Below are 7,792 nucleotides of genomic sequence, written 5' to 3' on the forward strand. Positions count from 1 at the left end.
GCAAACCGACTTCAAGCGAAACACAGGTTTATATTGCATCCGGACGCTTGCTTCTTCGGCAGATCTGCAATAATCAAACGCCGTATTTATTAGCCGTTAAGTAAGCCTCTATCTCAAAATGGTTCTTAGACAGCCTCTCAGCCTTTCTGCTGACTCTCGCAACTCGCGTAGAAGCGTATCACGCTGCCATTCGTTGAAGTCTGAAAACCATTCGATGGGTCCTTCCACAGGCTCGGTCTTTAGGGTTTGGGCCGAGTCCTTAAGGATAAAGGTTCCTCCACCGGATGCAGTTCGTAACACCCCAAATGTATTTCGGGCGAGCTCACGCCGGTAGTCATGCCAGGTTCTTATCCGTTGATCTGATGCAGGAACCCCTTCGAGCGCGAACGCTTCTTTAAGATATTGCTTAAGGAGTTCGGTTGGCGTGAACATCATCCAACTGCTGGCATGCACCGAGCCGTTTGTCACCCCGATTCTTTCAACTATACTCTGCTCGTTCTCGTCCAAGTAAGCCGTATCCAGCTTTTGACCAAGCCGACGAATCAAGGTCGTCGTCTTTCCCGTTCCGGGAGGCCCAAGAATCAATAATCGCTTATCCAATGGTAACCGAAATATTTCATCCTGGTATTGGTCGAGAACCGGCTGGTCCCTAAGCACCATCTTAGTGATGACGCTGCGCCGCATCCCTGCGACGACATTAGCCGTCAAATGCTCTTCGGCCTCAAGCTGATCTAGCAAGTTTTCGGCAACAGTCGCACTAGCTATCTCGTCGAGCAGCGCCCTCAACGACTCAATCGTAACGGGATCGAAATGGTCGGATTCTATGACCGTATTGCGGGAATCCCAGCCAGCCGGCAGTCTGGCTGGCCGCAAATGCGCCCGCTCAAGAACTTCAATAACAGTTCCACTTGGTAAGGTAAATGCAGTGCCAACCGGCAAGGACGCCAATCGCCCGACTGGTGCACGGTAGCTGGCGAGGTTTGGAAAACCAGATGGTGGAGCTGCCCGGCAGATGTAATAGATCAGCCGCTTGCAGTCCTCATCTTCGACGACTACCCGGGCGATTGCTGGCTCGTCAATCAAGATCTGATAGCTCGCGCGGTTCTCCTGACTGATCTGATTCAGTCGCCGCATCGTCGCCCCGGCGGTCATGGTATTCACAGATGCTAAAGCATCGACACTGATTCCATGCTCATCGACAAGTCTGCTCTTAGCGGCTGCTGCGACCGCTTCAAACTTTTCGAGCGCATCCTCAGCAACCTGCTCGATGTGCTGCCTATTTTCTTGCGTGATGCTCATGGTCGCTCCTAAACCGACGGCCTCTTATGGCCCGATTTTGAGGTAATTCCGTGACTGTATTGAGTCGGACATTTTCCACGGGTATTGAAATCATGGTGAGCTTAACAACGAATCGTGGTCTTCCATCCGCTGGGGCGCGAGCGTCGCTGAATTGCTTTGAGCTAATCCCTTATATCGCTTCGATTCGGAGTTCAAACTCGTCGTAATACGTCAACTCCGCCTTTATAGCTTGGAGCCGCTCGATGAGATCATCCAGATCGGAAGCGCTCGATACCGAGAGCGGCACCCTGATCGTCCGGTTCAACTTTTCCTTGCCTTCCTGTGTGTCTTCATCTTTCTCTTCCTGCATGCGCTGCCGCTTCCGTTCCCGCCCCTCGCGGATGATGCGTTGTTTCAGCGCTTCGAGTCGGTTGGACAGGTCGAATTCATTGCTGATCAGGCGCTGGAGACCGGCGAGGTCGTGGTCGGCCGTCAGCCGCAGGCCCGCCAGTTGGTCGAGTGCATTCGCCTGTGTCTCCTGGGTCAGCTCGGCCCACTCGGGGATGCGCTTCAGGTCCTGCTCACCGTCCCGGATGCGCTCCTGCTGGGCCTGCGCCATCCCACCCACCGCCGTGGCGACATTGGCGTGCAGGGCCGTCAAGAGGGTGTTGAGGTCGGCGGTATGTTGGTAGAACCCGTCATCAGCGAGACAGTCGGCGAGCCGCTCAAGGGCATCGGCGCAGTCCTGCTTGAGGCTGCCGGGGACGCCGCTGCCGGGCAGGTTGAGGATTGCGCACTGATGGGTTCGCAGGTCCTTGATGGTGTCGTTGAGGCCCTGCCCGAGCGATTTGGTCACCGCCTGCGCCCATTTGAGGGCGTCGTACAGCGCCGACTCTTCGCGGCCCAGGTAGTCCGGCGCGTCAGAGGCATCGGTAAACAGCAGGTCGGCGATCTGCTGGTTGAGTGCGCGGACCCGCTCGGCCCCCGGTAGTTCGAGTCCGGCGAGCCGCTCGGCCAGCGGGGCAAAGGTGTGCTGGAACTGCGGCAGATGCTTGGCCGCGGCCTTGCCGATGTCCTCCTCAAGGGGTACGACGGTGTCGCCGATCAGGTCGGTCAGGCGTTGCGCGGCCCGTGCCAGGACCTCCATTGGCGGTTTGTCCTGGCGCAGGGCGACGCCGATCGGTTTGAAAGCAAGGTTGGTCTTGAGCGCGTCGATGGCCTGCTGGCCCGCTACCGTGACCTCGCGCCCGGACACCTTCAGCTTGATGTCCCCGGCGACGAGCAGCGCCGCGATCAGGTAGCGCAGGGTGTCTTGCGACCAGCCGAAGGGGGCGCTGCTGAAGTGATCGAGCAGGTGCTTGCCGTCCGTCGTGCCGTTGCGGTCGATGTAGTCGCGAATGCTGACGAGCGCCTTGTGGTCGGTGCGGATGCTGGGGTTGCCGCTGGTCACCTGCACCAGGCCAAGGGGGTCGAGCTGCGACGTGACGGCCTTGAGGTTGCCCGCCCCGGTGCGTAAGAACTTCTCCGCCACGGCGGTATCGACCCGTTCGGGGGCCTCGGCATAGCGGTGAAAGACTTGCTCTGCCGCCGGGCCTAAGTGTTTCTTGGCCGCGTCGAGCAGGTCGGCGCCGAGGCTGTCGACGGCGGTCGTCTCGCCGCGGAACAGGAACGAGCCCTGGGCCAGGCTGCGCTGCACGAGCGCTTTCAGCTCACCAATGCGCCGCGCCGCGACATCGCTTTGGCTCATGCAGTATTCCTTGAGCTCCTGATCCGGGTCGTTGCGGTGCAGCTCGACGATGCGTTGCGAGCGATACACCTCCGCCACCTTGTCATCCGTCTCCGGTGCCCGGCGGCCGAGCAGGTAGATGAGGTTCTCCGACGTCTTGTGACGTGACTCGTCCACCAAGCGCGTTCGGGTCGTCTCGTAGTCGGTGGGGTCCACGAGTTCCACGATGGTTTGGATCGCCTCGCGCTCGCCGGCCAGGCTGGCGGTGCTGCCGCCAGACTGAATCTTGACCCCCGTCGTTACGGACAACGAGCCGTGCAGCCGGGCCGACGGCAGCGGGTCGAACACCTCGCGCAGCGCTTCGCTGGCGATCCGCCGCAGGTCTGAGGAGCGCAGCGGCAGTTGGGCGCGTTCCTGTTCGATGTCGTTGAGCTTCTCGCTGAAGAAGCTCAAGGTGCCGTTGCGCTCGCCGAGCGGTACCAGCGGGTCACTGAGCAGCGCGTCCGCGGCGGCCTTGACGGCGTCGGCACGCGGCGCGGCGTCGATGGCCGGGTGCATCAGGTTGGCGACGTTGTGCACGGTGACCGGCAGGTTGCCGAGGATCTGGAGCACCGCGACCGTCTTGGCGACCTCCTGGTGCAGTACCGAGTCCGGGAACCGGATCAGGACCTTGCCGACCGCCTGAGCGATCGAGGGGAAGGCCCGCTTGATGTCCTTCTCCAAGGCATCGAACAGGGTCACGGTGGTCGCCAGCCAGCCGACCTGTTGATCCGCGATCGGGGTGCGCCCGTCCGGGCCTTCGATCAGCACCTCTTGGATGACCTTGATCGCCGAGCGCAGGCCGATGCCGCCGGTGGATTTGGCCAGGGCACCGAGCAGGTGCAGCAGGATGTCGAAGTGGGCGGGCAGGAAGGGGTAGAGGTTGACGAAGCCGTCGCGGTCGATCGCGGCGTCGTAATACTTGGCGTCCTGCAACTTGGTGTTGTGGCGCAGCGCTTGGCCGTACTGGACGAAGCGCTGATCGAGCTCCTGCGCGCCGGCCGCGGACTTGCCCAGCAACCGCCGATAGCAGATCTCACGGATATCGCGGGATTCGAGATCGATCGAGATCGGGAAGCGGTCCTTTAGCTTGTAGAGCTCGGGGGAGTTGAGCGCGGCGCGCGGGTCGTCTTCGGTCAGGGTCTGCTGGGCGGTACCGAAGATCCAGGCCCGGCCGCTGCCGATGTTCTTGAGGTTCTCGGCGAGGCCCTGCAGGTCGAGGATCTTGTTCTGGTTGCTGCCGACATACTGGCCGACCTCGTCGATCACGAACAGCACGTAGTCCTTGCCGGCGGTTTCGCGGACGATGTCGAGGATCTCTTGGACCCGGTCATTGAGCAGGTAGATGAACTCGCTGGTTGAGGTGGTGAACGACTGCGGTGTGCGGAACAGCTGCGGGTACATCGCGTGCGCCAGCTCGGGGAGCAGGCTGTCGACGACCAACTCGTCGTTCTGGTAGTCGCACCAGTCCTCGCCGGTCTGGTCGCGGAAGCGCGCCTGGAAGTCGTCGTAACGCCCGTCCTTCTTCAGCTTGCGCTCCAGGGCGGCCACTTTGAGGTTGCGCGAGTAGCCCGCCCATTGCAGGACCCGGTAGTAAAGGACGGTGGAGACGACCTCCAGGGTCGCACCGGCGACCTGGGCGCTCGCCAGATCGAGCATGACCACGGCCGCCGGGAAACGCTTGGCGATGGTGCCGAGCAGGGCGCGCGTCTGCGGCTTGTGATAGCGGTCCTGGAGGTGCTTGAGGAAGGGCTGTCCGTCGATCGTCACCTGGTCGTCGAAGGCGAGGCCCAGGTACTTGGTGAAGGAGCTCTTGCCGGACCCGTAGAACCCGGACGCCCAGACGCCGACCTCGTACTGACCGCCCGCATCCATGGCGGCTTGCATCTTGCTGAGCAGCTTTTCGGTCTGATCCTCAATGCTCTCCGTGACCACGTACTCGGCAATCTCCGCCTTTAGCCGCTGCTCTTGCGCCGCGCTGTAGGTGATCACCTTCTCGATGGTGCGGTAGATGTCCCTGCTGGGGTCGAAAAGTTCGCGAATGACCATGGTCGGTGCCGTCCGGTGCGTGGGTTCGTTGCTCAGCCGCCGACGTGATCTGAGCGGTAATTGCCGTCTTCCGGGTAGAATCCCAGGAACTTCAGCCGCGTCTTGCCGGTGCGCACACCGGGGTAAAGGAAGACGGTCGGTACATGGAACTTGCCTTGGAGTTGCGCCTCGATGGCGCCGATGCGCAGATAGGGGTGCAGGGCCTCCAGGTCAGTCACCAGCACGATGCTGTGCTCGCTGCCGGCGAGGCCCGTCAGCACCGCTTCGAGCCGGGACTGAAGGGCGTCGGCCTTGACCAGTGCGTTGGCGAGCGACTGGTTGGTCTTGGTCCAATCCAGCGGGTTCTTGGCATCCGCCGTTAGCCACAGCTTGCGCAAGGGTGCCTTCGCCAGGATGTCGGTGACGTGCCACGCGACGGAAAACACCGTCACCTCCCAGCCATCGTTGCGCAGCTTGGCGACCCAGGCCGGTGTCTGGCGCTTCACCTCCAGGATCTGGCTGGGGTGAAAGACGAGGTAATAGATGGGCTCGAAGCTCGCGTGGGCGAACTCGCGACCCTGGCCAATCCGCCGCAAGAGTTCGTTGAAATCAGCCTTCAGCGAGGACACCGATGAGGTCCTCCATGTGCTTGTGCTTCCATCCGATATGCGTGAGCTCCCCGGCGGATTGCAGGATGAGATGTCCATGCAATGACAGCCGCTTCAGCTCGTCCCGCACGTCCTCGCGCGCGAGGCCGAAGAGTTGCCAGTCCGGATGGGCAAGTAAGGCGTTATCACCGAAGCCCGCAAAGTGCAGGTCATGGGCAAGATAGGCCGCAGCCTTGGCTTCGATGCGGTACGGGATGATGGCGCGGGCGGCACGCGTGCGCGTGCCAAGCAGGCCATAGTCTGCACAGCAGCCAAGCAGGTAGGAGGTGACGCGCTTGACCGTGCTGTCGGACCAGCGTTTGGCGGTCTTGCCGTCATCGACGCCACGGTGGACGAATGCCTTGGTGTCGTCCACCGTCACCCGATTGTCGCCCGCGGCATAGCGCTCCCAGAACACCGCCCGAACGAAGTCACTAAGAATCTGGTTGGCCCGGCAGGTGTGGAGAAAGAACAGTTGGTTAAGTTCGGCAGGTGCAAGCGTGCAGGCGAGCTGTTTCAAATAGCGCGCCGGCGCCCCCTCGGCCACCAGATACCGCGGCGCAAAACACTCGCGGACGATGTTGCGCAGCCGGCGGGCCGAGACGTTCGGGAACTGGCCTGATTGCAGCGCGGCCAGATACAAGGCCGAGCTGCTCATACCCTGACTCCAGATACTCAAGAGCAAGCGCGTCTCCTGGGCAAGGCCGAGGCCGGCCTGGAGCTGCGTGGTGTATTGCCCATTCGCTGTCACGCCCGGTCCACGAGGTATGGGTAAGAGCGGACCCCTTGCGCAAAGGCGGCGTGATAACAGCCGGCCGCGGCAGCGAGCCAGGCATTGTCGTCGAGGTCTGCGGCGGTGCCGATCTGAAGCGGTCCCTCTTGGACGGGCCCCTGGACCTTACAGATGGACTGGAGCGCGTCCAGCGCCGTGGCCCGCGAGCCGATCGCCTGGTGCGCCGCAACCACTGTCGCCGGGTCCTGCAGAACCTCGAACAGCGATTGTTCCAGCGTCTCTGGCAGCCGGAAGAGGTGGAACACACGGCCGACACCGATATGCTCGTCACACACGCGCCGGGCGGCTTCCTTGACCCCATGGTACTGGGCCAGCGCCGTGGTACGGGCGAACACCGGGTTCAAAAATGCAGGGCTGGACGCTGTGTAAAACCCGGTCGGCCACCAGTCGAACTGGGCCTGTTCGCCGAGGTAACCGATGATGACCCGCAGCCGCAAGATGGCCTGAAGCCGATCGCTTTCCCGTTGCGACGCCTGTCCCACCACGCTTTAACTCCTTATCGTTCTTGTCGATGTTGTTCTTCTAGAATCAGGAATTCAAACGCCTGATGTCTGGTTTGGGCCTGAGTTTACGTCCGACCCCCACCGCGTCAAGATTAGGACGAAGGCATGTGCGACCATTACTCGCGCTCAGGTTACCCTTTTGCACCGTGTTCAGGCAAACCACGCGCCTTGAACGACCAGCGGCGGGGCCAGCACCGCGCGTCTCCCCTGCCCCGCTACTGGCCGTCCGCACCGCGTCGCGAGTCACGCTAGCAAACGGATTCAACGACATGCGTTCTGGTTTCCAGTTGGGCGACCCCTGCGGCTTGGCACCCGACTCTACACCGGCACGGCAGTCGGACTTGCGAGCGTTGCTGACCTGAGCCATCTGAAGGATCGCGTTTTCAGGTGACGGCGGGGCCTTCGCTGGACGCAACACCATCGGCACCGGCCGGCGCATGCCCACCCAAGGCATCCATCCGCGCCTTGAGCTTCTGCCCCGGCCGGAAGGTCACGACGCGCCGGGCGGTGATCGGGATTTCTTCACCGGTCTTCGGATTGCGCCCCGGGCGCTCTTTCTTTTCGCGCAACTCGAAGTTACCGAATCCGGACAGCTTGACCTCCTCGCCGCGCGCTAGGGACTTGCGGATTTCCTCGAAGCGGAATGTGTCAATGAAAATGAGACACCGGGGTGTCGAATTTAGTGTTGCTCGGGAGGCTCTTGGATCTCGGTTAAGCCTGCGGCCGGCGGGTTGATCCAAACCTCTGCGGGAGGCAGCTTGGGTGTCGGCGGTGTGCC

At 61.9% G+C, this 7,792-nt stretch carries 5 protein-coding genes and 1 pseudogene; all 6 read right to left on the reverse strand.

What is annotated here, in order from left to right:
• Positions 1-108 precede the first annotated feature (108 nt).
• Positions 109-1,299: a hypothetical protein gene (locus QZX93_RS11520; RefSeq protein WP_295392466.1), complete on the reverse strand. Its 1,191-nt coding sequence runs from the start codon at positions 1,297-1,299 to the stop codon at positions 109-111.
• 169 nt (positions 1,300-1,468) lie between these two features.
• A complete protein-coding gene (gene brxC / locus QZX93_RS11525; RefSeq protein WP_295392468.1) occupies positions 1,469-5,092 on the reverse strand; it encodes a BREX system P-loop protein BrxC in 3,624 nt (1,207 codons plus the stop codon).
• 32 nt (positions 5,093-5,124) lie between these two features.
• Positions 5,125-5,700 (reverse strand): BREX protein BrxB domain-containing protein, encoded by a 576-nt coding sequence (locus QZX93_RS11530; RefSeq protein WP_295392470.1) that lies wholly within the window; start codon positions 5,698-5,700, stop codon positions 5,125-5,127.
• Complete coding sequence (locus QZX93_RS11535; protein WP_295392472.1) at positions 5,681-6,469, reverse strand: BrxA family protein; 789 nt, start codon at positions 6,467-6,469, stop codon at positions 5,681-5,683. The genes QZX93_RS11530 and QZX93_RS11535 overlap by 20 nt, the downstream gene beginning before the upstream one ends.
• Positions 6,466-6,993, reverse strand: coding sequence for a BrxE family protein (locus QZX93_RS11540; RefSeq protein ID WP_295392474.1), 528 nt, complete (start codon positions 6,991-6,993; stop codon positions 6,466-6,468). The genes QZX93_RS11535 and QZX93_RS11540 overlap by 4 nt, the downstream gene beginning before the upstream one ends.
• Positions 6,994-7,397: 404 nt before the next feature.
• Positions 7,398-7,667, reverse strand: a pseudogene (locus QZX93_RS11545) (integration host factor subunit alpha); the annotation flags it as partial.
• Positions 7,668-7,792 lie beyond the last annotated feature (125 nt).

The sequence above is a fragment of the uncultured Thiodictyon sp. genome (assembly GCF_903946935.1).
Taxonomy (GTDB): domain Bacteria; phylum Pseudomonadota; class Gammaproteobacteria; order Chromatiales; family Chromatiaceae; genus Thiodictyon.